Below are 23,662 nucleotides of genomic sequence, written 5' to 3'. Positions count from 1 at the left end.
GTAATGATTGTTAGCAAACTTGAAGTTGATCAATTAAGTTATAGCTATGATAACTTAGAAGTTTTACAAAATATTAGTTTTGCTATTAAAGAAGGAGAGTTTATAGGTTTAATTGGTCCAAATGGCTCTGGAAAATCTACTTTACTTAAGAATATAAATAATATTTTTCAGCCTAAATCGGGAACAATTTATTTAGATAATTTTGATCTGCAGAGATTTAAGAAGAAAGAAATAGCTAAAAAGTTAGCTGTTGTACCTCAAAATACTAGTGTTAACTTTGATTTTACGGTTAGGGAGTTAGTGATGATGGGCAGAAACCCTTACCTTAGTAGATTTATTAGTGAAACAGCAGAAGATGTAAAGATTGTTAAGCAAGCGCTAGAGTTGACTAATACTTTAGAATTAGCTAATAGATCTATCAACCAACTTAGTGGAGGAGAAAGACAAAGGGTTATTTTAGCTAGAAGCTTGGCCCAACAGCCAGAAATATTATTATTAGATGAACCGACCTCTAATTTAGATATTAATTACCAGTTAGAAATAATGAATTTATTAACAAGACTTAATTGTAATCATAAATTAACTATTTTAATAGTACTACATGATTTAAATTTAGCTGCTAAGTATTGTGATAAATTACTACTGCTTAAGCAAGGCCAAATTTATGATTTTGGTAGACCAGAAAAAGTAATTACTTCCCAAAATATAAAGGAAGTTTATGGGGCAGAGGTGCTAGTCAAAAAAGATTACGACACCAACAAACCATATATAATTCTTTAATTCAAAAAAATGGATAAAGGGATTTTATTTTAACATATATCTTTGGCTATTAGCAATTTCGGTATTAGTTTTGTGAAGTATGATCATCTGAGGAATAGAGGAGGCATAAAAATGGGTTTATTAGAAGAGACAGTTGCCAAGATTGAAAAGTTAGATCAAGAAAAGATGAATCAGGCCCAAGAAAGGTTAGATAGTTTAACTAAGCCACCAGGAAGTTTAGGGAAATTAGAAGAAATTGCAGTTAAATTAGCTGGAATAACTGGAGAATTATTTCCTAAGGTTGACCATAAAGCTCATATTGTAATGGCTGCTGACCATGGAGTAGTAGCTGAAGGGGTAAGTGCTTTTCCACAAGAAGTAACTACTCAGATGGTTTATAATTTTTTAAATGGAGGAGCTGCTGTTAATGTGTTAGCTAAACAGATGGCAGCTGAAGTAACAATAGTAGATATAGGAGTTGTTAATGAATTAGAAGCTGAAAATCTGGTTATTAAGAAAGTAAAGGCAGGAACTGATAATTTAGCTCAAGGTTCTGCTATGTCTCGTCAGGAAGCTAGGGCTGCTTTAGAAGTAGGAATTGAAGTCGGTAAAGACCTAATCTCTCAAGGAGCTAATTTAATTGGAACAGGTGAGATGGGAATTGGAAATACTACCGCTAGTAGTGCTATTTTGGCTACTATTACTGATTTATCATTAGATGAGATAGTTGGTTATGGAACAGGAATTGATGAGGCAGGATTAAAAAAGAAGAAGCAAGTAATTACTCAATCTTTAGCAGTAAATCAGCCCCAAGTTGATGATGGCATTGATATCTTAGCTAAAGTAGGTGGCTTAGAGATAGCAGGTATGGCTGGAGTTATGTTAGTAGCAGCTGCTAATCGCGTACCAGTTATAGTAGATGGTTTAATTTCAGGAGCTGCTGCTTTGATCGCTAAGAAACTAAAGCCACAGGTTACAGGTTACTTGATTTCATCTCATAAATCAGTAGAACCAGGCCATATTAAAATCTATGATCTATTAGGTTTAAAACCATTATTGGATTTAGATATGAGGTTAGGTGAAGGAACAGGAGCAGTTTTAAGTATGAATCTAGTAGAAGCTGCAACTAAGATTATTAGTGATATGGCTACCTTTGAAGAGGCGCAGATAATAATAGAATAGTAAATGATATAAAATATCTGGGAGAGGTCAAAGACCTAACCCAGATTAATCATTATTCTCCTGTAAGAGCCCAAAGCATAATTTCATCATTTTTTCTATTTTTATTTATTCTAGCTTCAGTTTCTTTAATCATTTTAACTTGTTCAGCCGTTAAGTCAGCAAAATCATATTCTTCAACAGTCATATTAACCACCTCCAGTTTTATTATTATAATTTGTGATTTAAGTAGAAATTATGCTTTTTTATAGAGGGTTAGTTAATTTAGGAGGAGTATAAATGAGTAGGTTAATTCTAGTGTTAGGCGGTGCAAGAAGTGGTAAAAGTAGTTTTGCCGAAGAAATTGTTACAAATTTAGGAGGTTTAGAAGTTACATATATTGCAACTTCTCAGCCTAGAGATAAAGAGATGAAAGAAAGAATAAAACAACACCAAGCATCTCGTCCTCAAGAGTGGACTACCATTGAGGAAAGTAGAGAAGTTAGTCAGATTTTAAGTGAAATAAAGAAAGGTTCGGTTGTTTTGGTAGATTGTTTAACAGTATTAATTTCAAATCTGCTATTACAGAATGAAGAGTTAAATGAAGATGAATATGATTTTAATGAGCAAATGAAAGAAGAAGAAATAATAAGTGAAATAGAAAAAATAATTACTAAAATTAAAGAAAAAGATTTAACTGTAGTGCTGGTTTCTAATGAAGTGGGCCAAGGTTTAGTACCTCCTTATAAATTGGGTAGAGTTTATCGAGATATTGCAGGAAGAGTTAATCAGTTAGTAGCGAATGAGGCCGATGAGGTTTATATAACTTATGCTGGTTTACCTGTTGAGATTAAAGAGTTGGCAGAGCGGACGAAATTCAATTAACAATTAAAAGGAAAATTCAGATATGTCTTATATGCAATGTAGCTTAATTGATTTTAACTGTCAATTGTGCATTCTAAATTGTCAATTAGTTACTGGAGGTGAGTAGATGGTGCAAGGAATTATGATTCAGGGTACAGCTTCTAATGTAGGAAAGAGTATATTAGCTACTGCTTTATGTCGCATGTTGGCCCAGGATGGCTATCAAGTAGCTCCCTTTAAGTCTTGGAATATGGCTTTAAATTCTTATGTTACACCTCAAGGAGGGGAAATTGGTTGTGCTCAAGCAATTCAAGCAGATGCAGCAGGAATAAATCCTACTGTTAAGATGCAACCACTATTAGTTAAACCTAAAGGAAAGGGCCAATCCCAAGTAATAGTTAGAGGAGAACCTTATGGTGACTTTGGATTAGAGAGAAAGAGTTCTAAGTATATTAACTGGGCGTTAGAAATAATATCTGATTCATTACAGGATTTGGCCCGAGAATATGAAGTGATTGTTTTAGAAGGAGCAGGGAGTCCAGCAGAAATAAATATTAAAGATCAAGATTTAGCTAATATGAAGGTAGCTAAATTAAATCAGACTCCTGTATTGTTAGTAGCGGATATTGACCGAGGAGGAGCATTAGCTTCAGTAGTTGGAACTTTAAAGTTATTAGAACCGGAAGAAAGAGAATTAGTACAAGGGATTATATTAAATAAATTTAGAGGTGATTTTGATTTATTAAAGCCAGGAATTGAGATACTAGAGGAAAAGGTAGGGAAACCGGTAGTAGGAGTCATACCTTATTTAAGAGATTTTAGATTACCTGAGGAAGATAATGTTTCCTTAGCTAGTTTTACTAAGCAGGAGGCTGAAGTTAAGATAGGAATTATTAAGTTACCTCATATTTCTAATTTTACTGATTTTGATGCTTTAGCTTTAGAACCACAGGTAGCACTTAAGTATCTAGAAAGAAATGACCAATTATCTGGTTTTGATACAATAATTATTCCTGGAACTAAGAATACAACTGCTGATTTAGAATATTTGAAAGAAACAGGTTTAGCTGAAAAAATAATTGAATTAGCAGAAAAAGGAGTATCAATTATTGGTATCTGTGGTGGTTATCAGATGTTGGGTAATAAGTTGTTAGATTCTGAATTGACTGAAGGAGATAAAAGAGTCAGTAGAGGACTAGGGTTATTAGATATAGAAACGGAGTTTAGTCCAGCTAAGTCAACTTATCAAGTCAGTGCTGAGATAAAAAGTAAGCAAAATTTCTTTTCTAATCTAGTGGGCCAACAAGTAACAGGCTATGAAATTCATATGGGCCAAACTAGTTTAGGAGATCAAGTAGAACCTATTTTTAGGATCAATTATCGGTCTGATCAGCAGGTAGAGATAAATGATGGAGCCTGTAATAAAGAAGGAACTATCTGGGGTACATACTTACATGGTTTATTTGCTAATGATCAATTTAGAAGAGAATTTATCAATAATTTACGGAGTCAAAAAGGATTAGCTAAATTAGATGAAGATTATTCTTCTAGTAGCGAAGAATTAAAAAAGAATTATAATCGATTAGCTGAAGTAGTGCGGGAAAATCTTGATCTAGAGTTATTTTATGAGATCTTAGAGGGTGGAGAGATTAGGATGGTGAGAAAGTGAAAAAGACAATAATGTTTCAGGGAACAGCTTCAGATGTAGGTAAAAGCACCTTGACAGCTGCTGTAAGTAGGATTTTAATTCAAGAAGGCTATCATGTAGCCCCTTTTAAGTCGCAAAATATGGCTTTGAATTCATATGTGACTAAAAAGGGAGGAGAAATTGGCCGAGCCCAAGCTGTCCAAGCTGAAGCTGCAAAAGTAGAAGCAACAATAGATATGAACCCAATTTTACTCAAGCCTAAAGAAGATACTACTTCCCAAGTAATTATTCATGGTCAGGTTAAGAAAAATATGACTGCTAAAGAGTATTTTAGTAAGCAACAAGTTGGTTTACAAGCAGTTAAAGATTCTTTAGCTAGATTAAAGAATGAGTACCAGGTAGTTGTTTTAGAAGGGGCGGGTAGTCCAGCTGAAGTGAATCTAAGGGATTATGATATGGTTAATATGAAGATAGCTAAGTTGGCCCAAGCACCTGTTATTCTGGTAGCTGATATTGATCGCGGAGGAGTTTTTGCTAGTATTATTGGGACTTTAGAACTGCTTAATGAAGCAGAGCAAGAACGAATTAAAGGGATTATTATTAATAAATTTCGTGGTGCTGTAAAACGGCTACAATCTGGTATAGATTATATTGAAGAAGAGACTGGGATTCCTATCTTAGGGATAATTCCTTATATAAGTGATTATAATCTTCCAGAAGAGGATTCAATACCAAGTTATAAGCAGGGAAGTAAAGATTATCAGTTAGATATTGTAGTAGTTAAGTTACCTCACATTTCTAACTTTACTGACTTTGATGCTTTAGCACAGGAGTTTGAGACTAGAGTAAGGTATGTGGATCTTAAAAAGGAATTAGGAAGTCCAGATTTAATCATTCTACCAGGGAGTAAGAATACAATTGAGGATTTAGAATACTTATATCAGACTGGTGGTGCAAAAAGAATTATTGAACAAGTAGAAGCTGGAGTACCAGTTGTAGGCATTTGTGGTGGCTATCAAATGTTAGGTAACGTTATTTATGATCCATCTGGAATAGAAACAGACCAAGGAGAGATTAAAGGGTTAGGTCTATTAGATATAAAGACTACTTTATTAACAGATAAGGTTACTAATCAGATAGCAGCTAGAGTTAAAGAGGATAGTTTATTTAATTCTCAGCAGGAAGTACTAACAGGTTATGAAATACATGTCGGAGAGACTAAACTAGGGCCAACTGCTAACCATCTCTTTGAGATTACAGAGCGTTCTAGAAGAGAAGTTCAAATTCTAGATGGGACATATAGTCGATCAGGTCTAGTCTGGGGGACATATATTCATGGTTTATTTGATAATGATCAATTTAGAAGAGATTTTATTAATCAGTTAAGAGTAAAGAAGGGATTATCTTCAATAGCTAAGAATACTCTTTCAGTCAAGCAGGAGAGAGAAAAAGCTTATAATCAATTAGCAGATGTGGTAAGAGAACATCTGGATATGGAGTTGTTGTATCAGGTTATAGATATTAATTGACAATGTACAATTTACAGTGATTTACACGAACAGTCCAGAGGACTGGTAGGAAATTCAAACCTCAAGACAAAATCTATATAGTTCTTTATATACTATTGGGTTAAAAGGGTTTGATTTTAATTTTCAATTTACTGTTAGGACATTTGTCCTATTAAAATGAGGATTGAACTTTATAAGAGGTGAGAAGATGAATAGATATCTATTACTACTAGCAATAATAGTTGATTTAATAATTGGGGACCCGAGGTGGTATCCTCATCCAGTAGTAATCATTGGTAGAGGAATTGAAAGGTTAGAAAAGTTTTTAAGAAAACTATTTAGTAAGCAATCAGAAAGAGTAGCAGGAATTATATTATCTTTAATTATGATTATCAGTACTTATTTAATTACTCAAAAGTTGATTGATTTAGCTTACTATATTAATTATTACTTAGGATTGGTAAGTGAAGTTTGGATATTGACTACTACAATAGCAATTAAGGGGTTGGCCCAGGCTGGAAAATCAATCTATCAACCATTAATTAATGATAATTTAGAGTTAGCTAGAAAAAGATTAGATTGGATTGTAGGTCGAGATACAGATAAATTAACTGTAGCAGAAGTTACTAGAGGAACTATAGAAACGGTAGCTGAAAACACCAGTGATGGAATAATTGCTCCTCTCTTTTATGGGGTAGTTGGGGGAGCACCTTTAGCAATGGCTTATAAAGCAATTAACACTCTTGATTCTATGCTAGGCTATAAAAATGAAGAGTATCAATATTTTGGCTGGGCTGCAGCTAGCATTGATGATTTAGCTAACTGGATTCCGGCTCGAATAACAGGATTATTATTTGTGATAGCTGCTTTATTTACAGGTGATAGTTGGAAAGGTGCTATAGATATTATGATTAGAGATGCTAATAAGCATCCTAGCCCTAATGCTGGTTTTCCTGAAGCAGCAGTTGCTGGAGCTTTAGGTATTCAATTAGGAGGAGTCAATTATTATCAAGGAAGAGAGAGTTTTCGGGCTTATTTAGGTGATGCAAAGGTTGAATTTCAGCCGCAGCAGATTAGACAGACGATACAGCTAATGTACTGGGATGTTGGGGCTTTTATCGTATGTTACTCTTTTGTACTAATGATAGTTTAAGTTTAATTGATATTAAGTGCAATTGACAATGGACAATGAACAATTTACAATTAAACTTCAAAATCGTATAAACTCTTGATTTAGAAAGGTTTTAAGGGGTTCTAATTGTCAATTGTTAATTGTTAATTGTAAATTAAAAGTGAAACTATTCATACAAAATACTGGGAGGGAATAAAATGAATCCTCGCGTAGTAATTGCTGGCACAGAAAGTGGAGTAGGAAAGACTACAGTAACAATTGGTTTGATGGCTGCTTTAGATAAACAAGGATATAATGTGCAGCCTTATAAAGTTGGCCCGGATTATATAGACCCTGGTTTTCATACTCTAGTAACAGGTAATCAATCACGAAATTTAGATAGTTTCTTCTTAGGAGAAGAAGGGGTTAAAGAATCATTTTTGAATGCCGGAGGAGAGAGTGATATTTCAATTATTGAAGGAGTTATGGGCTTATTTGATGGTAAAAAGGGTACAGATGGAGCAGGAAGTACAGCTCATATAGCTAAGATTTTAGAAACACCAGTAGTTTTAGTTATGGATGTTAAAAAGATGGCTAGAAGTGCTGTTGCTCTCGCCTATGGTTATCAAAATTTTGATGCAGATTTAAATATAGCCGGAATAATTCTTAATAATGTGGGAAGTAAAGGACATTTTGAGATGATAAAGAAACCCTTAGAAGAGGAAGTTGGAGTTAAGGTATTAGGCTATTTACCTTATCAGAAAGATTTAGAATTACCTGAGCGACATTTAGGTTTGGTACCAACTTTTGAAAGCAAAGAGCTAGCGAACTTTAGGAGCCAACTAGTAGAATTAATAGAGAAATATATTGATTTAGAGCAGTTAGTTTCTTTATCCCAAGAAGGAACTGGAGTTGAGGTTACAGAGAAGAAGATATTTACATCTGCTAAGGATTATAATCTAACTTTAGGGGTAGCTTATGATGAAGCATTTAATTTTTATTATCAAGATAATTTTGATTTATTAGCTAGTAGAGGAGTTGACTTAAAGTTTTTTAGTCCTATAGAAGATAATAAACTACCTAAAGTTGATGGTTTATATATTGGAGGGGGCTTTCCAGAGAGTTTTTTACAGCAATTAGTTAATAATAAGAGTATAAAGCAAGATATATATCGGCATATTCGAGAAGACTTACCTACTTATGCTGAATGTGGAGGTTTGATGTATTTAACTGAAGAGATAATAGATAATGAAGGTAAAAGATTTCCTATGGTAGGAGCAGTTTCTGGTCAAGTTAAGATGACAGATAGTTTGCAAGCTATGGGCTATGTAGATGTTAAAGCAGTTAGAGATAACATCCTATTGAAACAAGGAGAGAAAGCCAAAGGTCATGAGTTTCATTATTCTAAATTAATCAATTTAGCAGATGAGAGTAAACAAGTTTATCAACTCTATGGCGGACGAGGTGAAGAAGGAAGATTGGAAGGGATAGTTAGAGATAATTTATTGGTTAGTTATGTTCACTTACACTTTGGTAGCCAACCTAAAGTAATAAATAGATTCTTAGGATATTGCCAGAAGTATAAAAGGGGGAGCTAAAATGAATGCGAAATTAAAGCAAGGTTTAGTACAAGTATATACAGGTAAGGGTAAGGGAAAGACTACTGCTGCTTTAGGATTAGGATTAAGAGCAGCAGGTCATGGATTTAAAGTAGAGATGATTCAGTATCTAAAAGGAAGTAGTTATACAGGAGAATTATTTTCTACAGAAAGGTTACCTAACTTTAATATTAAACAATTTGGCAAAAGTTGTTCTTATGCAGCAGGAATTAAAGAGGGACTAATGGATTGTCAAGGTTGTGGAGATTGTTTTGTTAGTCAAACTGAAGATAAAGAGATGCACCAGCAATTTGTTGATTGGGCTTATAAGTACACAACTAAAGTATTACAAGAGGAAGCTAGAGATATTGTTATTTTAGATGAAATTAATAATGCTTTACGATATGATTTACTAACAGTTGATCAGGTATTAGATTTAATCAATTTAAAAGCAGAAGAGACAGAGCTAATTTTAACTGGTCGAGGGATACCAGAAAAGATTTTAGATAAAGCCGATTTAGTAACAGAGATGAAAGCTATTAAACACCCTTATCAAGAACAAGGTATTAAAAGCAGACGGGGAATAGAGTACTAATGAATAAGTTTTTGTTGGCCCTACAGTTTATTACTCGTATTCCTGTTAAACAAGAGTTAAATTATGATGAACAAGCAATCGGGGCCTCAATGGTCTACTACCCTGTAATTGGAAATTTGATAGGGGCAATTTTAGTGGCAGTTAATCAATTAGGAGAATTATATTTTCCTCCCTTAGTGACAAATGCTTTGTTGATAATTGGAATGGTAGTTTTAACTGGTGGACTTCATCTAGATGGTTTAATGGATACTTGTGATGGTATCTTTAGTGGAAGAGATAAAGAAAGAATTTTAGATATAATGAGAGATAGTAGAGTAGGTGCCTTTGGTGTCATTGGTGTAGTACTATTATTGTTGTTGAAGTTTAGTTTATTAGTAGAAAGTCCAATTGAATATAAGAGATTAATTTTATTATATGCCCCTACAATTAGTCGTTGGACTATGGTTTATGTAGCCTTTGTCTATCCGTATCCACGCCAAGAAGGATTAGGAAAAGTCTATCAGAAACATTTGAAATTGAGACATTTTTTATTGGCTACTAGTTGGACGTTATTGGTAGGAGTTTTTTTATTTGAAATACATGGGATATATATTTTATTAGCTAGTTGGTTAGTTACAATAGTATTAGTTAAAGTAATTATGGATAAAATAGATGGCCTGACAGGAGATAATTATGGTGCTATTAATGAAGTAATAGAGGTAGTTTCATTGTTAGTGATGGTAGTTACTTTGTAGCAAAAAAGCTATACTTTACTCAAAATTAATCTAGAGGAGTAAGAAGATGACACAAGAAGTAACAGTTAAGGTGCCTGGCACTTGTGGAGAATTAATGCAAGGGATAATTGATGGAGTTGACCTTCAGATTAGCTGTCCAATTGATCGATATAGTTATGTAACAGTTAAAAGAGATAGTTCTTTATCTAATATTAAGATTAATCAAGCAGCAGCTAAGACAGTACTTGCTATTGAGAAGACTTTAGAGTATTTTAATATCTCAGATATTGGTCTGCAAGTTAGTTTAAAATCTGAATTATTAGCAGGTAAAGGGATGGCCAGTAGTACAGCAGATATTGTAGCTGGGATCATTGCTACCATGATAATTTTAGGAGCAGAAGTGAATATTCAATTAGTTAGGAAGATAGCTATATCTATTGAACCAACTGATGCTTGTTTTTTATCTGGGATAGTAGCTTTTAATCATTTGCAGGGTCAACCTCTAACAAACTTAGGTCAGATAAAGTCTGTTCCTATTTTAATTTTTGATGTTGGAGGAGGGGTAGATACAATTAAGTTCAATGCTAGAGAAAATCTAACTAAATTAAAATTAGAGAAAGAAAAGAAAGTAAGAAAAGCTTATCAATTGATTGCGCAGGGAATTAATAGAGAAGATATGAGGTTAATTGGAAAAGGAACTACTATAAGTAGCTTGGCCAATCAATCTATTTTATACAAACCTCAGTTGAAAAGATTAATTAAGTTAGCTAGGCAAGAAGAAGAAATTTTAGGAATTAATATAGCCCATAGTGGTACTTTAATAGGGGTTATTTTAGCTTCAGAAGAAAGAGTTAATTCTATTTTAGCTAGAATTAGAAGTCAAACACCTAGTTTAAAGTATATTACTAGGACTAGAATAATTAATGGTGGTCATCAAATAATGAGGTGATAAAAGTTAAAGTCCACTCGCAAACCACTGTGGCGGATTTATCGTAACAAGGGTTTCCCTTGGTAATATCCTGTGGTAAGAGTGGACGGTCTTGACTTTATTCTTTATGCTTTTTAAGTAAATCCTTAATAGCTTCATCAAATAATTTAGATTTAGGTATTCTAGTTTCTTTAGAAAGATTATCTAATTTATCAATTAAATCTTTATCTAAAGTAGTAGTAATTCTTTTTCTAGTAGTTAAATCTGACATAATTAACACCTCCTAAACTAATTATAACACTTAAATATTAATGTTGCAACTTATTTAAGTTTATGCTATAATATTAAGTAGAGGAGGTGAAAAAATGGTAGTTAGAGAAAAAGCGTATAGGTTTAGATTATGTCCTAATAAAGAACAGAGAATATTAATCAATAAATCAGTAGGTTGCGCTAGATATGTTTATAATCATTTCTTAGATAAAGCAAAAGAAGATGAGTATAAGACTTATACTAAATATTCTAAACAACTAACTCAATTAAAGAAAGAACTAGAATGGTTAAAAGAGCCAGATAAATTCGCTTTACAGAATGCACTTAAAGACTTAGACAGAGCTTTTAAGAATTTCTTTAACAAAAAATATAGTTTCCCTAAATTTAAGTCTAAGAAAAATAAAAAGAACTCTTATCGTACTAACAAATTTACTAGAAAAAGTGGAACTACTAATATTGAGATTAAAGACAATAAAATTAAATTACCTAAACTAGGTTGGATTAAGTTTAGAAAATCTAAAGAAATCAAAGGCGAAATATTAAATGTTACAGTTACTAGAAATAATACAGATAAATATTATATTTCAATAGCAGTTAAAGAAGATATTAAAGAACTGCCTAAAAAAGATAATGCTATTGGAATAGATTTAGGGTTAAAAGATTTTGCTATAATTTCTGATGGTGAAAAAATAGCTAATTCTAGAGTATTAAAGAAATACGAGAGAAAGATAGCTAGATTAAATAGGAGTTTAGCTAGAAAAGAAAAAGGTTCTAATAATTGGCATAAAGTTAAAAAGAAATTAGCTAAGGTATATGAAAAAGTTAGAAATATCAGATTAGATTTTCTTCATAAATTGTCAACTAAGCTAATTCGTGAAAATCAAACAATTTGCTTAGAAACACTTAAAGTGAAGAACATGCTTAAAAACTCTAACTTAGCTAAAAGTATTTCTGACGCTAGCTGGAGTAAATTTGTTGAATTGTTAGAATACAAAGCAAAATGGTATGGTAGAAATTTAGTTAAGATAGATACCTTTTTTGCTAGTAGTCAAAAATGTAGCAACTGTGGCTACAAAAATAAAGAAGTTAAAGATTTAAAAGTTAGAAAGTGGAAATGTCCTGAATGTGGAGAAATACACGACCGAGATATTAATGCCAGTAAAAATATTTTAAACGAAGGATTAAAAATGAAGGTAAGTACCACTTAGGATATGTACTGTCGGGCTGACAGGAAGTTACGCTTAGGAGATATGAGTAGTGGTTACACTCTCAGCCTAAGAATCCTCGGTGGCTTGCCCCGAGGAGGGTCAAATTGTGCAACAGAATCATGGAGGAAATATTAGAGCAGCAGCTAAAGAGTATAATTTAGATCCAGCTGAAATAATTGATTTTAGTGCTAATATAAATTTTTTAGGACCACCTGAATCAGTAACTAAGGCACTTAAGAATAACTTAAAGGGGATAAAGGATTATCCTGATCCGGAGTGTAATCAGCTAAAGACTATAATAGCTAAGCAAGAAAATTTAGAAGAGGATAATTTAGTAATTGGTAATGGAGCAGTAGAGTTGATTTATTTGTTGGCTACAGTATTATCACCTAGAGAGGCTTTGGTCTTAGCTCCTACCTTTTCAGAGTATAGATTGGCGATAGAGAGTGTGGGAGGAAGTATAGAGGAGTTTCAACTACAGAAAGAAGAAGGATTTAGATTTAATCTAGATGATTTATTACCTAGATTAGATAATATTGATATCTTCTTTTTATGTAACCCCAATAATCCTACCGGAAAATTTATAACGAGAGAAGATATAATTGAGATAATCAATTATGCTGCGAGTCAAGATACTTTTCTGGTAGTAGATGAAGCTTTTGTTGATTTTTTAGAGGAAGATATAACAGTAATTGATTTAGTTAAGCAGTATGATAATCTATTTGTATTGCGTTCGTTGACTAAGTTCTTTGCCATTCCTGGTCTACGATTAGGTTATGGAGCAACTAATAAGGAATTAATTAAGAAGTTAAATGCTAGCAAAGATCCCTGGAATGTTAATTGCTTGGCCCAGTTAGCTGGGGAAAAAGCTTTAAATGATAAGGAATATATCAAACAGACTGAGGAAGCTATCTTACGAGAAAAAGAATTTTTATATCAAAAATTGAATCAATTTTCCAAATTTAAAGTGTATTATCCTCATGCTAATTATATCTTGGTTGATCTAGAAAATAGTAACTTAACTTCTACTAGATTAGAGGAAAAGTTGGCCCAACAAGGTATTTTAGTTCGAAATTGTAATACTTACTCTGGTTTAGGAGAAGACTTCATTCGAGTAGCAGTTAAGAGTAGAGAAAATAATCTAGAATTGATTAATAGATTATAGGCTAAATTTATGATAAATATCTGTATGGGATTTTATAAGAAGAATAACTTTAAAAAGCCACCACTAGAACTAGATAGTTTAGAGGTGGCTTATTACTATTACTTATCATCACAGTCAACATCAATTAGATTATTATAATTAAAGCCTACACTTTCAGATAGTTCATCAAACATGTGTTCAGTAGATACTCTTCTTAATGTTGCTAGTTCTAGATCTTGCTCTTCTAAAGCTGAAAGTAATTCTTCTTTATCTAAATTAGCTTCAGCTGCTAGATCATCAAGTGAACGAAAAGGATTTTCTTTTAATCTTTCGATTGCTTCTTTTGTATTTTCCATACTTAACAACTCCTTTTCTTATTAGGCTTCTTAAGATTAGTATAACACAGTTTAATTATATTTATCTAAGTGTAGTTAAGGTAATTCTATCCTTCATAATTTTGGGATATACACTTGACAATAAATCCCATATGATGCTACAATATATGCTGGATAATGATTACTTAAAGGAGGAAATATTATGACAGCTAAAGAAGTAGAAAAAAAAGAATTTCAGACTGAAACTCAAAAAGTACTTGACTTAATGATTAATTCGATTTATACAAATCAAGAAATTTTCTTAAGAGAACTAATTGCTAATGCATCTGATGCAATTGATAAGGTTAAATTTCAGTCACTAACTGATGTAGACCTATTAGAAGGAGACTCTGATTTTGAAATCTGGCTTGACATAGATGAAGAAAATAATGTATTTACAATTAAAGATAATGGAATTGGAATGACGTATGATGAAGTTATAGAGAGTATTGGGACTATTGCTCAGTCAGGTTCGCAAAAGTTTTTACACCAACTACAACAAAAACAAGCTCAAGAAGATGATGCTCTAGATTTAATTGGTCAGTTTGGAGTTGGATTTTATTCTGCATTTATGGTAGCAGATAAGGTAACTTTAAGTACTAAAGCTCCTAGAGAAGATACAGCAATTAAATGGGAATCAACAGGCGATGGTACATACACAATAGAAGAAGTTGCTAAAGATAAGCGAGGAACTACAATAAAATTGCATCTAAGAGATGAATTTGTTGGTGATGAAGCTGAAATAGATTTAACTAAGCGCCAGACTATAGAACAATTGGTGAAAAAACATTCTAATTATGTAGAGTATCCAATTAAAATGAAGTTTTACGAAGATGATGAAGATGGTAATGTAACAGAAGAAATAAAAACTTTAAATAGTATGAAACCACTGTGGGTTAAAAATAAAGGAGACATTAAAGAGGAAGAATATAATGAATTTTATCAAGAAGCTTTTAATGACTGGACTGAACCCTTAGAAGTAATTCATAATAAGGTAGAAGGATTAGTTAAGTATGCTGCTTTATTATTTATTCCCCAGCAAGCTCCATCTAATATTTTTTCTGAGGACTTTGATCAAGGATTAAGGTTATATTCTAAAAATAATTTTGTGATGGATAATTGTTCTAAATTATTGCCGGATTATTTAAGATTTGTACGTGGATTAGTAGATTCTCCTGATTTTAATTTAAATCTATCTCGACAGGTTTTGCAGGATGATAAGCAGTTAAAAGTAATTAGTAAGACTTTAGAAAAGAGGGTTCTAAAACGATTAAAGAAGATACTTACTAACGATCGGGATAAGTATAGGAAATTTTGGAGTGAGTTTGGTCAGTTAATTAAGAGTGGGGCTAATATGACTTTTGGTCAAAAGCAGGATAAATTAGTTGAGTTAATGATCTTCCCTTCTTCTGATTGTGATAGTGAGATGACTACCTTAAATGAGTACGTTAACCGTATGAAAGAAGATCAGGATGTAATTTATTATGTCACTGGGGAAGATAAAATGGCAGTAGAAAATATGCCTCAGATGGAATTACTCCAAGAAAAAGGTTTAGAAGTGCTTTATTTCTTTGATGAAATTGATGAGTTTGTAATTAATAATTTAAGAGAGTATGATGATATAGAGTTTAAATCAGTTCTGCGTGGTGATTTAGATTTAGATGATGCTGAGGATGATGTTGCAGCTGATCAAGATGAAGTTGAGGAATTATTAACTGCAATAGAAGATAATCTAGAGGGTAAAGTTAGTGATGTTCGGTTAAGTAGGCGATTAAAGTCAAGTGCAGTCTGTTTAGTTAGTGGAGATGCTGGATTAAGCATGTCAATGGAGAAAGTGCTAGAAAAGATGAATCAAAATATGGGCCAAGCCCAGCGGATTTTAGAGATTAATCCAAATCATGAGCTATTTAATAAGTTAGAGCAGATTTATAATACTGAAGGTAATTCAGAACAGTTGGCCCAATATAGTGAATTATTATATTCTTTAGCTTCTTTAATGGAAGGATTCACACCAGATGATCCAGTCGCACTTAGTGATCAAATTACAGAGTTGATGGTTAAAGCAAATTAATTATTAATAAAAAAGCTGCCATTTGTGGCAGCTTTTTTATTAAGCAGGTTCATATTCATAATCTTCTTTTGTTTTAGTATCTTTTTCTGCCGTAATCTTTTTCATCTCACTTTTTATTAGAAGAAATGTAATGATAACAGCAAGAATATCTGCTATAGGAAAGGATATCCAAACTCCCATTAATCCCAAGTTAAATAATCTTGGGGTGATTAAAATTAATGGAGTTAATATTATAAATTGTCGTAAGAGCGATAGTATAATTGCTGGCACTGCTTTACCAAGTGATTGGAATAAGGTTCCACCTACAAACTGAATTCCTATAAAAGGTACCATAGCAATCATAATTCTAAAGACAGTAGCTCCTTCTTTAATTATAGTTTGATTTTGAGTAAATACTTTGATGATTGTTACCGGAAATGCTTCTCCAACTATCCAGCCTAATGTAGCTAGAATTGTAGAAACAATTATTGATAATTTAACTCCTGTTTTAACTCTTGCTATTTTTTTAGCTCCATAGTTATAGCCTACAATTGGTTGCATACCTTGGACAACCCCTATAATAGGCATAAATAGGAAGGCAATAATTCTATTAACAATACCAAAGATAGTAATAGCTATATTTCCGCCATAGATTCGTAAAGAGTTATTAACAACTATAGCAAAGATTGTACTAGTAGCTGACCTAGAAAAAGCAGAGAAGCCTACACTGAATATTTCTTTAATAATTTCCCACTTTAATTTTAGGTGGTCTAATTCAACTTTGATAGAGCTTTTGCCGCTATACATATAACTCATAATATAAACAAAAGAAGCAAACTGAGAGATTATTGTTGCAGTAGCTGCTCCTTGAATTCCCATATCTAATCCTGGGAGGGTAAACCAAATCAGATTAAGTTGACCAAAGATAAAGAATGGATCTAGTAAAATATTTAGCCCTGTACCAATAATCATAGAGAACATTGCTATTTTAGCATTCCCTTCAGCTCGAATAATATTATTTGAAGTTACTGCAAAGGAGAAAAAGACAGTTCCTAAAAAGATAACTTCAATATAATCTTTAGCATAGGGGAGAAGTTTCTCAGTAGCACCAAAGAGTGTTAACAATTGATCAACAAAGAGTGACCCCAAGATTGTAAAAATAAGACTTATGATAAAGATTGACATATAAGCATTACCAGCTACTCGATCAGCCTTTTCAACTTGATTAGAACCTAAGAATCTAGAAATTGCTGAGGAGGCTCCAATACCTACCATTTGAGCAAACCCCATAATTAACATTTGGATAGGGAAAGCTATAGCTAACCCCCCAATAGCTAAAGCTCCAACACCTTGGCCAATAAAGATAGTATCTATCACATTGTATAGTCCGTTAACCATCATAGCAATAGCTGCTGGTAAAGAAAGTCTTAGTAAAAGTTTGCCTATTTTTTCTGTACCTAATTTTTTACTACTTACTTGCATATATTTTTCTCCTTTCAAGTTATTAGCGTACTTTTTAATAAATAATATTGACTTTTTATAGAAAAATTATTATCATTTATATAACAGTTATAAAATAATAACCATTATACTTATATAACTATTATATAATCCAAAGTAAGAAAAAGCAATTATAATTTTTATGAGGTGATTACAATCAATAATCAAAACTTCACATCCATTGTAGAGAGTTTATTTGCTCTCTTTCCTTTATTTAAAAAGAAGCTTATTAAACCCAAAGCAAAACAAGATATTGATCTCTCACCATCCCATTTTAAGATATTATTTTTAATTAATGATTTGGGTAAGATACCGATTTCTGAAATTGCAAAAAATCTCCACATTGCAAAATCTAATATGACCCCTTTAATTCAGAAATTAATTGATAAAGGTTATATAGAACGGATAAGAGATAAGAATGATAGAAGGTATATTAATATTGCTTTAACAAAAGCGGGCCAAGAATTCATAGAAGAGCATAAAAAAATAATAGCAAATGATCTAAAAAAAAGACTTACTGTTCTTAGCCAAGAAGACTTAGAGCAACTATCTGTTTCTTTAAATAATGTTAAGCGAATTATTTCAAAATTAGATTAGTCATTAAAAAGTGAAAGGAGGAGTTTATGAAGAAAGTAGTTGGCTTTATAGGAAGTGCAAGAAAGACTGGAAATACTAGTAGTCTCGTAAAGCAAATTTTACAAGGGGCTAAAGATGAAGGGGTTGAGACTAAAAATTATTATTTAAATGAGTTGAATATAAAAGGTTGTCAAGGTTGTATGTATTGTAGGAAGCATAATAATTGTTGTATTAAAGATGATATGCAAGAAGTCTATCAAGATATTAAGGATGCTGAAGCAGTTATAATAGGTAGTCCAATATACATTCATCAAGTTTCAGGTCAAACTAAATTAATGTTAGATAGATTTTATCCGTTAACAAATGAAAAGCATAAACCTAGGTTTGGTAAGAAAAAGTTAGTAATGGCGTATACTCAAGCTGCTCCTTTTAAATGTTTTTTTAAGAAGTATAGAAAGTATATTAAAAAATCATTAAAAGCAATGGGGCTTATACATCATAAAGATATTGTGGCAACTAGGTGTTTTGAAAGTGATGCAGTAAAGAAAAATAAGAAAGTATTAAATAAAGCATATAAGTTAGGAAATTCATTGTTTGAATAGGTAAAATTAGAAATGGTAAACGGGAGGATTTAAATGGGAACTGAAATAGTATTAGTAAGACATGGTGAGACAGATTGGAATCAGGCTGGTAGATTTCAGGGCAGTGAAGATATTCCTTTAAATGATAAAGGTAAGTCCCAGGCTAAGAAGTTGGCCCAACGACTAAAGAATAAACAATTTGATGCTATTTATGCTAGTGATTTAAGTCGTGCTTTTAAGACAGCTGAAATTATAGCTGATAATCATAATTTAGTTATAAAAGAAAGAAAGGCTTTACAGGAGATAAACTTTGGGGAGTGGGAAGGCTTGACTTTTGCTGATTTACAAGCAGAATATCAGAGTGAATTTGAAGCTTGGGAACAGGACCCAGTAACTAATGGTGCTCCTAGTGGAGAAAACTTAGCAAAGTTTCAAACTAGAGTAGTTGCTAGTTTAAAGAAAATTTTAATTGATGATACCTCAAAAAGGGTGTTAGTAGTCACTCATGGTGGTGTAGTTAGAGTTTTAGTAGCTACTTTTTTAGGTATGCCTCTTGCTAAGTGTTGGCGTTTATCACAGTCTAATACAGCAGTTAGCCAACTTAATTTCTATGATGATGAAGTGATTTTAGAGTTATTTAATTCTACAGTTCATTTGGAATAAGAAAAGGGTCTGGGGATATCCCCAGACCCTTTTTCTATGCACATGGAATAATTAAGATTCGCCCAGGAAATATTATATCAGGATCAGCAATATTATTTATTCGGACTAATGCATCTACAGTAGTATCATACTCTTGGGCAATTTCGTATAAGGTATCTCCAGGTTGTACATAATACTTAATATGCTGGGCTGGTGGTTTAGGAATTTTAATTGGAAGATAGATTAATTGACCGGCTTCTGGAGTATCAGTTAGTTTAGGATTTAATTCTTTGATTTTAGCTACAGTAGTATTATATTCTCGGGCCAAAATACGAAGGTTTTCTCCAGGTTGCAATATATGTTGGGCATAATAGATTTCATCAGCTGGTGGACTAGGTAATTCTTCTTCTAGTTCATCCATTAAAGTTTCTAAGATATCAATTTGTTTTCTTTGTAGATTACATAAAAAATTAGCAGCTCTTTGATAGCGAGTATTTTCTAATTCTATACGAAGTTGTTTATAAAGAGGTTGATCTTCTTTTTCACTTTTTAATAGTTTATCAATAATTTCTAAACTATTCATTGAGTTTACTAGACCTCCTTTCCATACTTTAATATAAACTATGCAGTAAGCTAGTACTTCGTTAGTATAAAATCATAAAATTAAATGTATATCTAACTCAATTCAAACTAATACTGTTAATGATGTTGATTGAAAAGCTAATTAGATTCAATTTTGGGGAATTAGGAGGGAGTTTATGGGAAAAAAAGTAGAAATTTCAGGTGTTAATACTTCTGAACTACCTGTTTTATCAAATAAAGAGATGAGAAAGTTATTTAAAAAGATGCAGACTCGTGGAAGTGATTTTGCAAGGAGTAAAATTATTGGTGGGAACTTACGTTTAGTATTAAGTGTTTTGCAAAGATTTAATAACCGTGGGGAACCCATTGATGATTTATTCCAAGTAGGCTGCGTAGGTTTAATTAAAGCCATAGATAACTTTGATTTAAGTAAAAACGTTAAATTTTCTACTTATGCTGTACCAATGATTATTGGGGAGATTAAGCGTCATCTAAGAGATAATAATCCGATTAGAGTTAGCCGTTCTCTCCGTGATACAGCTTATAAAGCTTTACAGATGAAGGAAACATTAGAGAATAATAAGACTAAAGATCCCAATTTAACTGAAATAGCTAAAGAGTTAGGAATTCCCCGATCTGATATTGTACGAGCATTAGATGCTATACAAGATCCAATATCTTTATTTGAACCGGTTTATCATGATGGTGGAGATCCAATTTATGTTATGGATCAAGTTCGTGATGATGAAGATGATGACCATGATTGGTTAGAAGCAATTGCAGTTAGAGAAGCTTTACGCAAGTTAGATGATAGAGAGAAGTTAATTTTAACTTTAAGATTCTATGAAGGGAAGACACAGATGGAAGTAGCAGGAACAATAGGAATATCCCAAGCTCAAGTTTCAAGATTAGAAAAAGCTGCACTACAGGATTTAAAGAAGCATGTTAGGGAGAAGGAATGAAAATGAGGATTAGCAAAAGGATTAAGGTAGTAATTTTAACCTCTATTTTAATAAGTTTATTATTTATAATAGGAATACGAGGTAGCATAACCTTTAAAAATGAGTCATCAAAAAGAGCAAGCAGTTCTGATAGTTTAGTGAGATTACATGTAATAGCTAACAGTAATTCTTTAGAAGACCAAAGAATAAAGAGACAAGTTAGAGATATACTTCTTAAGCAAGCATCTAAATTATATATAACAGCTGCAAAAGGAAAAAAGATTTTTGATCCTAAAGCTATAGTTAGAAAGAATTTAAATAATCTAGAAGAAATTATTGAAGCTAAATTAGGCCAAGAAAATAAAAGCTATGGTGTTAGTTTAAAATTAGGTGAATTTCAGTTTCCAACGCGAAGCTATGGTGGAATGACTTTAGTAGCGGGAAAGTATCAGGCTTTAAGGGTAGTTTTAGGAGCAGGTAATGGAGCAAATTGGTGGTGTGTATTATTCCCTCCGCTTTGTTTTATTGATTCAGTTAATGAAATATCTAAGCGTGAATTAAAAAGAATGTCATTTAAAAAGGAAAATAAAGAAGAAATACCAGTAGAATTTAAATTTAAATTAATAGAAGTGCTTAGAGAAAATCCTCAGTATGTTAAATCGAAATTGAGGTTGGCCCATATTTTAGAAACTTCTTTTCCGGGATTAAGCAAACTAATATTTTCTGGTAAAGAGCAGGATGAATAAGCAGAGCCTTCATGCTAATGAGGGCTCTTTTATAATTTTTTGTAACAAACTTATGTTTTATACATATAAATACTATAGATACTATTATATTGGAAGGAGGATAAAAATATGATGCGCACTTCAGAGTTAGAGACTAAAGAAGTAATTAATATTGATACGGGCCAACAGCTAGGGATGATTCTTGATGTTGATATAAATTTAAATAATGGGCAAATTAAAGGTTTAGTAGTTCCAAAAGACCACCAAAAGGTTTTTAGTTTCTTTGGTAAGGCTGAAGAGACGTATATACCCTGGTCTGATATATATAAAATAGGTGAGGATGTTATTTTAGTTAAGTTAGAAGCAGAAGAAGTAACTCCAGAATTAACTGAATAATTTGTTTGATGATTGAATAAATTTGAATGATATATTATAATTAAATAATACACTAGTAATAACAGATAATATTTTGTATAAAATAATATTAGAAGTTAAAGGAGGGAATTAAATTATCTTTACAGGTAATTTGAATTATTATGAGATGTCCATACTGTACTAACTCAGCAAGTAAAGTAGTTGACTCACGTGCAACAGAAGATAATACAACTATTAGAAGGAGAAGAGAGTGTTTGGATTGTGGTAAGCGTTATACAACATATGAAAGAATAGATAACTTGCCTATTATGGTTATTAAACGAGATGGGAGTAGAGAGCGATTTGATAGAAACAAGCTTTTAAATGGTTTATTGAAGTCATGTGAAAAAAGGCCTATTTCTAGAGAACAGTTAGAAGGAATAGTTAATTCGGTAGAGCAAAAAGTGAAAAATAGAATGGAAAATGAAGTTCATAGTACGGTGATTGGAGAACTAGTAATGGATTTTTTACGTAATTTAGATGAAATAGCTTATGTTAGATTTGCTTCAGTTTATAGGGAATTTAAAGATATACAAACCTTTAGAAAAGAACTAGATAAATTATTGAACAATTAGGAGTGTGGGAGATGACTAATTTAACAGTAGCAGTGAAAGATTATTTTAAGGAGTATACTGTAGAAGATATTTATGATGAAGAGACTAAACTTTTGTTTATTTTAGAGTCACCACATACGCAAGAGATAAAGTATGGTTATCCTGTAGCAGGGAACTCAGGATTAGAAATGACAAAATTCATCTACGAGCCAAAGCATCAAAAACCTTTAGGAAAACTTGTGGCTAATAAAGAAGAATATAAGGCTAATTATAATAATTTAGAGAAATTTGGGTTATTGAATGTATCTCCAGCTCCTATGCAAGAGCAAGCTTTAAAGAAGAAAGATTTAACTAAATCTGAATTTGATGTTTTAGAAATTTTAGAGAAGTTAAGGGTTAATTATAAAGCTAAACGCCATCAAAAACAGGAGTGGAACTTAGTTAAAGAGATTGTATTAAATAATTTTAAGCAACGTTTGGTAACAGCTTTAAAAGATCATCCTCAGATAAATTATTTAGTTCCTTGTGGTAGATTTGCTACTAGTTATTTAGATTTAATTGATGATCCAGTAGTAGATTCCAAAGAAGTTATTGCTGATATTCCTCATCCTTCTTTTAACCAATGGCAGAGGTATGAATTAATGGATAAGTTAGAGCATGTTTTAAATAAGATATAATAAGAAGCAACCATAATATTATGGTTGCTTCTTATTATATCTACAGTCTGTTAGATATCTAACTGCTGCATCAATTTTAACTGTATCTGAGTTATCATCAATGCGAACCATTCCTAATACTCCTTGTTCATTCTTCCAATCTAAATAATCTTCAACCAAGTGTTGGACTGCTTTTTCTGAGAATGGATTAGAGTATTGGGAAAGGCTATTTAAATAGGTTTCACGTGGGAGTTTTAAAGACTTATGCTTTATTTGAAAACAGAATCCATCAGTTTCTTCTTCATTAATTTCTTCTAAATAAGACATTTAATCACCTCGTTAATATTTTGTTAAATTTAATGAAAAATATTAATTTTTTCTTGACTCAAATAGATTCTTCTGTTAAAATGTGTAACAACAATTTAATGATGACTAACAGCTAAGAAAGAGTTAAGTAGGTTAAAGATCACTTTTAAGAGAGGAGATGTCACCGGCTGAAAACATCTCTAAAAATCTTTGATTGAAATTTCACTCTGGAGCTATATGACTGAAATTAAGTAAGT

At 32.1% G+C, this 23,662-nt stretch carries 27 protein-coding genes and 1 other annotated feature (1 of these 28 running past the window's edge); of the genes, 21 read left to right on the top strand and 6 right to left on the bottom strand.

Going from position 1 to position 23,662, the window contains the following annotated elements:
• Positions 1 to 3 precede the first annotated feature (3 nt).
• Both HALHA_RS08380 and cobT read left to right on the top strand, forming a co-directional pair.
• On the top strand, positions 4 to 780 hold the full coding sequence (locus HALHA_RS08380) for a heme ABC transporter ATP-binding protein (protein WP_015327363.1): 777 nt from the start codon (positions 4 to 6) through the stop codon (positions 778 to 780).
• Between the two features lie 111 nt (positions 781 to 891).
• Positions 892 to 1,941: a nicotinate-nucleotide--dimethylbenzimidazole phosphoribosyltransferase gene (cobT, locus tag HALHA_RS08375; protein WP_015327362.1), complete on the top strand. Its 1,050-nt coding sequence runs from the start codon at positions 892 to 894 to the stop codon at positions 1,939 to 1,941.
• A gap of 52 nt (positions 1,942 to 1,993) precedes the next feature.
• Here cobT and HALHA_RS13850 read toward each other — a convergent pair whose 3' ends face one another.
• Positions 1,994 to 2,125: a hypothetical protein gene (locus tag HALHA_RS13850; RefSeq protein WP_015327361.1), complete on the bottom strand. Its 132-nt coding sequence runs from the start codon at positions 2,123 to 2,125 to the stop codon at positions 1,994 to 1,996.
• Positions 2,126 to 2,217: 92 nt separating this feature from the next.
• On the opposite strand from HALHA_RS13850, the gene cobU reads away from it, so the two are divergent.
• The 8 genes from cobU to HALHA_RS08335 all read left to right on the top strand — a co-directional run bounded on the left by cobU (position 2,218) and on the right by HALHA_RS08335 (position 10,903).
• Entirely contained in the window at positions 2,218 to 2,802 is a 585-nt protein-coding gene (gene cobU / locus HALHA_RS08370) for a bifunctional adenosylcobinamide kinase/adenosylcobinamide-phosphate guanylyltransferase (protein ID WP_015327360.1), read from the top strand.
• A 106-nt stretch (positions 2,803 to 2,908) separates the two neighbouring features.
• Positions 2,909 to 4,450, top strand: a complete 1,542-nt coding sequence (locus HALHA_RS08365) for a cobyric acid synthase (protein WP_015327359.1) — start codon at positions 2,909 to 2,911, stop codon at positions 4,448 to 4,450.
• Positions 4,447 to 5,958 (top strand): cobyric acid synthase, encoded by a 1,512-nt coding sequence (locus HALHA_RS08360; RefSeq protein WP_015327358.1) that lies wholly within the window; start codon positions 4,447 to 4,449, stop codon positions 5,956 to 5,958. Before HALHA_RS08365 ends, HALHA_RS08360 begins: the two co-directional genes overlap by 4 nt.
• Before the next feature lie 187 nt (positions 5,959 to 6,145).
• Positions 6,146 to 7,090: an adenosylcobinamide-phosphate synthase CbiB gene (gene cbiB / locus HALHA_RS08355; protein WP_015327357.1), complete on the top strand. Its 945-nt coding sequence runs from the start codon at positions 6,146 to 6,148 to the stop codon at positions 7,088 to 7,090.
• Between the two features lie 176 nt (positions 7,091 to 7,266).
• Entirely contained in the window at positions 7,267 to 8,646 is a 1,380-nt protein-coding gene (locus HALHA_RS08350) for a cobyrinic acid a,c-diamide synthase CobB (RefSeq protein WP_015327356.1), read from the top strand.
• A gap of 1 nt (position 8,647) precedes the next feature.
• Positions 8,648 to 9,241: a cob(I)yrinic acid a,c-diamide adenosyltransferase gene (locus tag HALHA_RS08345; RefSeq protein ID WP_015327355.1), complete on the top strand. Its 594-nt coding sequence runs from the start codon at positions 8,648 to 8,650 to the stop codon at positions 9,239 to 9,241.
• Positions 9,241 to 9,975, top strand: a complete 735-nt coding sequence (cobS, locus tag HALHA_RS08340) for an adenosylcobinamide-GDP ribazoletransferase (protein ID WP_015327354.1) — start codon at positions 9,241 to 9,243, stop codon at positions 9,973 to 9,975. The genes HALHA_RS08345 and cobS overlap by 1 nt, the downstream gene beginning before the upstream one ends.
• A 46-nt stretch (positions 9,976 to 10,021) precedes the next feature.
• Positions 10,022 to 10,903 carry a GHMP family kinase ATP-binding protein gene (locus HALHA_RS08335; protein WP_015327353.1) on the top strand — a complete coding sequence of 294 codons (882 nt, stop codon included), beginning with the start codon at positions 10,022 to 10,024 and terminating at the stop codon, positions 10,901 to 10,903.
• Positions 10,904 to 11,000: 97 nt separating this feature from the next.
• Here the strand turns inward: HALHA_RS08335 and HALHA_RS08330 are convergent, their stop codons facing one another.
• Positions 11,001 to 11,153 (bottom strand): ribbon-helix-helix domain-containing protein, encoded by a 153-nt coding sequence (locus tag HALHA_RS08330; RefSeq protein ID WP_015327352.1) that lies wholly within the window; start codon positions 11,151 to 11,153, stop codon positions 11,001 to 11,003.
• A 94-nt stretch (positions 11,154 to 11,247) separates the two neighbouring features.
• On the opposite strand from HALHA_RS08330, the gene tnpB reads away from it, so the two are divergent.
• The gene (gene tnpB, locus HALHA_RS08325) at positions 11,248 to 12,360 is read left to right on the top strand and encodes an IS200/IS605 family element RNA-guided endonuclease TnpB (protein ID WP_015327351.1); all 1,113 of its coding nucleotides are present in this window, start codon (positions 11,248 to 11,250) and stop codon (positions 12,358 to 12,360) included.
• A gap of 106 nt (positions 12,361 to 12,466) precedes the next feature.
• Positions 12,467 to 13,525: a threonine-phosphate decarboxylase CobD gene (gene cobD / locus HALHA_RS08320; RefSeq protein ID WP_015327350.1), complete on the top strand. Its 1,059-nt coding sequence runs from the start codon at positions 12,467 to 12,469 to the stop codon at positions 13,523 to 13,525.
• Positions 13,526 to 13,623: 98 nt separating this feature from the next.
• Here the strand turns inward: cobD and HALHA_RS08315 are convergent, their stop codons facing one another.
• Complete coding sequence (locus HALHA_RS08315) at positions 13,624 to 13,860, bottom strand: hypothetical protein (RefSeq protein WP_015327349.1); 237 nt, start codon at positions 13,858 to 13,860, stop codon at positions 13,624 to 13,626.
• Positions 13,861 to 14,041: 181 nt separating this feature from the next.
• Here HALHA_RS08315 and htpG point away from each other — a divergent pair, with 181 nt between their 5' ends.
• Positions 14,042 to 15,949 carry a molecular chaperone HtpG gene (gene htpG, locus HALHA_RS08310; RefSeq protein ID WP_015327348.1) on the top strand — a complete coding sequence of 636 codons (1,908 nt, stop codon included), beginning with the start codon at positions 14,042 to 14,044 and terminating at the stop codon, positions 15,947 to 15,949.
• A gap of 39 nt (positions 15,950 to 15,988) precedes the next feature.
• On the opposite strand, the gene HALHA_RS08305 is transcribed toward htpG, so the two are convergent.
• On the bottom strand, positions 15,989 to 17,410 hold the full coding sequence (locus HALHA_RS08305; RefSeq protein ID WP_015327347.1) for an MATE family efflux transporter: 1,422 nt from the start codon (positions 17,408 to 17,410) through the stop codon (positions 15,989 to 15,991).
• Between the two features lie 165 nt (positions 17,411 to 17,575).
• Between HALHA_RS08305 and HALHA_RS08300 the strand changes: the two genes are divergently transcribed.
• From HALHA_RS08300 to cobC, 3 genes are read left to right on the top strand one after another with little or no spacing between them, the layout of a single operon-like run.
• On the top strand, positions 17,576 to 18,025 hold the full coding sequence (locus tag HALHA_RS08300) for a MarR family winged helix-turn-helix transcriptional regulator (RefSeq protein ID WP_015327346.1): 450 nt from the start codon (positions 17,576 to 17,578) through the stop codon (positions 18,023 to 18,025).
• 26 nt (positions 18,026 to 18,051) lie between these two features.
• Entirely contained in the window at positions 18,052 to 18,606 is a 555-nt protein-coding gene (locus tag HALHA_RS08295) for a flavodoxin family protein (protein ID WP_015327345.1), read from the top strand.
• A gap of 33 nt (positions 18,607 to 18,639) precedes the next feature.
• Positions 18,640 to 19,248, top strand: a complete 609-nt coding sequence (cobC, locus tag HALHA_RS08290; RefSeq protein WP_015327344.1) for an alpha-ribazole phosphatase — start codon at positions 18,640 to 18,642, stop codon at positions 19,246 to 19,248.
• Positions 19,249 to 19,282: 34 nt separating this feature from the next.
• Here the strand turns inward: cobC and HALHA_RS08285 are convergent, their stop codons facing one another.
• Entirely contained in the window at positions 19,283 to 19,810 is a 528-nt protein-coding gene (locus HALHA_RS08285; protein WP_015327343.1) for a LysM peptidoglycan-binding domain-containing protein, read from the bottom strand.
• A gap of 175 nt (positions 19,811 to 19,985) precedes the next feature.
• Between HALHA_RS08285 and sigG the strand changes: the two genes are divergently transcribed.
• The 5 genes from sigG (at position 19,986) to HALHA_RS08260 (ending at position 23,120) form a co-directional block, all read left to right on the top strand.
• Entirely contained in the window at positions 19,986 to 20,771 is a 786-nt protein-coding gene (gene sigG, locus HALHA_RS08280) for an RNA polymerase sporulation sigma factor SigG (protein ID WP_015327342.1), read from the top strand.
• A 2-nt stretch (positions 20,772 to 20,773) separates the two neighbouring features.
• Complete coding sequence (gene spoIIR / locus HALHA_RS08275) at positions 20,774 to 21,496, top strand: stage II sporulation protein R (protein WP_015327341.1); 723 nt, start codon at positions 20,774 to 20,776, stop codon at positions 21,494 to 21,496.
• A gap of 108 nt (positions 21,497 to 21,604) precedes the next feature.
• Positions 21,605 to 21,871: a YlmC/YmxH family sporulation protein gene (locus HALHA_RS08270; RefSeq protein WP_015327340.1), complete on the top strand. Its 267-nt coding sequence runs from the start codon at positions 21,605 to 21,607 to the stop codon at positions 21,869 to 21,871.
• 140 nt (positions 21,872 to 22,011) lie between these two features.
• The gene (nrdR, locus tag HALHA_RS08265) at positions 22,012 to 22,464 is read left to right on the top strand and encodes a transcriptional regulator NrdR (RefSeq protein WP_015327339.1); all 453 of its coding nucleotides are present in this window, start codon (positions 22,012 to 22,014) and stop codon (positions 22,462 to 22,464) included.
• Between the two features lie 11 nt (positions 22,465 to 22,475).
• Complete coding sequence (locus tag HALHA_RS08260) at positions 22,476 to 23,120, top strand: hypothetical protein (protein ID WP_015327338.1); 645 nt, start codon at positions 22,476 to 22,478, stop codon at positions 23,118 to 23,120.
• Between the two features lie 18 nt (positions 23,121 to 23,138).
• Here HALHA_RS08260 and HALHA_RS08255 read toward each other — a convergent pair whose 3' ends face one another.
• Positions 23,139 to 23,426 carry a hypothetical protein gene (locus tag HALHA_RS08255; protein ID WP_015327337.1) on the bottom strand — a complete coding sequence of 96 codons (288 nt, stop codon included), beginning with the start codon at positions 23,424 to 23,426 and terminating at the stop codon, positions 23,139 to 23,141.
• Positions 23,427 to 23,531: 105 nt separating this feature from the next.
• Positions 23,532 to 23,662, top strand: a binding site (T-box leader) (it continues 115 nt past the right edge of the window).

This window comes from Halobacteroides halobius DSM 5150 (genome assembly GCF_000328625.1).
GTDB classification, from domain to species: domain Bacteria; phylum Bacillota; class Halanaerobiia; order Halobacteroidales; family Halobacteroidaceae; genus Halobacteroides; species Halobacteroides halobius.
The sequence above is the reverse complement of the archived record's forward strand: the minus strand, read 5'-3'. Positions and strand labels throughout refer to the sequence as shown.